This window comes from Actinomyces sp. oral taxon 849 str. F0330 (assembly GCF_000239715.1).
Lineage (GTDB): Bacteria > Actinomycetota > Actinomycetes > Actinomycetales > Actinomycetaceae > Actinomyces > Actinomyces johnsonii.
Window position 1 is genome coordinate 1 of the sequence record NZ_JH470381.1, and the last position, 1,598, is coordinate 1,598.

Here is a 1,598-nt window from a genome sequence, read left to right on the forward strand (position 1 = left end):
ACCAGGCCCGTCAGGTTGGCCCCGGTTCGCTTTCGTTGCCAGACGGCGATCTTGAGGGCGTCTAGGGCCAGGTCGGTGCACACTGGCCGGTAGGTGGTCTGCCAGCCGATGATTCTCCAGGAGTACACGTCGGTGACGAAAGCCGCATAGACCTACCCGGAGAGGGTGCGTACATAGGAGGGGCACCTCCCGCTTGCGGGGGAATGTCGGCGACCCATAGCTCTTTTGGCCTGAACGCGCTGAAATGCCTTTTGACGAGGTCGGCCGGGCACTGCTCTCGCGGTGCGCTGCGCGTGGTGCGCGGGGACTTGGCGCGGCGGACGCCGCGCAGGCCCAGGTCGCCCATGAGGCGTTCGACGGTGCAGCGGGCCACGTGACCGGCACCGTGACGCTCGGCGATCTCAGGTCGGTCCCGCATCACGTGCATCTTGCGGGCCCCCAGCACCGAGTAGCTGGTTCTCATGGACTCGTCTGATCTCGGTCTTGAGGGTCCTTGTCGCGCAGGCCCCTGGCACTAGGAGGCCGGCTACCGCGGGCGTGAGTCAGGTGCTCGGGGCGATCTTGACTCCGGCACCAGTGAGCACCTTGCAGATCGGCCAGGCCCCGAACTCCTCCTTCTTGGTCTCGATGTACTGGCAGATCAGCGGGACGGGCGCTCACACTCCGCCGCGATAGACAAGCTGACGCGCTTTTCAGGATCGCGTTGGCTCTTCGCAGCTCTCGGGCCTCTTTCTCTAGCTCCTTGATCCGCTGTGCCTCGTCAGTGGTGGTTCCCGGCCTCAGACCACCATCGACCTGGGCCTTCTTGACCCAGATGCGTAGAGCCTTGGGGTGAACACCCAGCTCCTCGCCGAATCCTACGGATCGCGCCCTTGGCCCGCGCCGGGTCAGCCAACGCGTCCAACGCCCGTCCTCGTGGCTCGCTCGTGCAGCTCATCGGGGTACTTCCTTAAAGTCCCATGACAGTGATCCTTCCGTGTCGTCACTGCCTCCATCAAACCCAGGGCGATTCAGAGTCGACACCCATCAGGACACTCACACCCTGGCGGTGCTCACCGCCCAGGGCGCCGTGATCGCAACCAGCTCCTTCCCCGCCGACCAGCAGGGCTACGACGATCTGACAGCACACCTCGACCGCCTCGGTCCCCTCATGGCCGTCGGCGTAGAGGACACCAGCTCCTACGGAGCAGGACTGACCCGTACCCTGCGCCAGGCCGGCTACGACACCGTCGAGGTGCTGCGCCCCAGCCGCCGGGTCAGACGCCACCACGGCAAGTCCGACCCGATCGACGCCATCGCCGCGGCTCGCACCGTCCTGTCCGGAGACGGTGTCAGCCAGGCCAAGGACACCACCGGCCCAGCCGAGCAGATCCGGCTCCTGCTGGCAGCCCGCACCCGCCTGATCTCAGCCGCCACCGCGATCACTAACAGTATCCACTCCCTGCTGACCACCGCCCCCGAGCCCCTGCGCGAGCGCTACCGCAGGCTCGACACCCCGGCCCTGATCACCCGCCTGGCTCGAACTCGTCCCACCAGAACCATCACCACACCCCAGCAGGCCGCCACCAGCGCCCTGCACCACATGGCCCGCACCCACC

At 66.7% G+C, this 1,598-nt stretch carries 2 protein-coding genes; one reads left to right on the forward strand and one right to left on the reverse strand.

Annotation, left to right across the window (positions count from 1 at the left end; all coding sequences use genetic code 11):
* Positions 1–459 precede the first annotated feature (459 nt).
* A complete protein-coding gene (locus HMPREF0975_RS17420) occupies positions 460–891 on the reverse strand; it encodes a transposase (protein ID WP_083840817.1) in 432 nt (143 codons plus the stop codon).
* A 157-nt stretch (positions 892–1,048) separates the two neighbouring features.
* Here HMPREF0975_RS17420 and HMPREF0975_RS14210 point away from each other — a divergent pair.
* The coding region (locus tag HMPREF0975_RS14210) for an IS110 family transposase (RefSeq protein ID WP_009234935.1) at positions 1,049–1,598 on the forward strand (550 nt) is incomplete at its 3' end.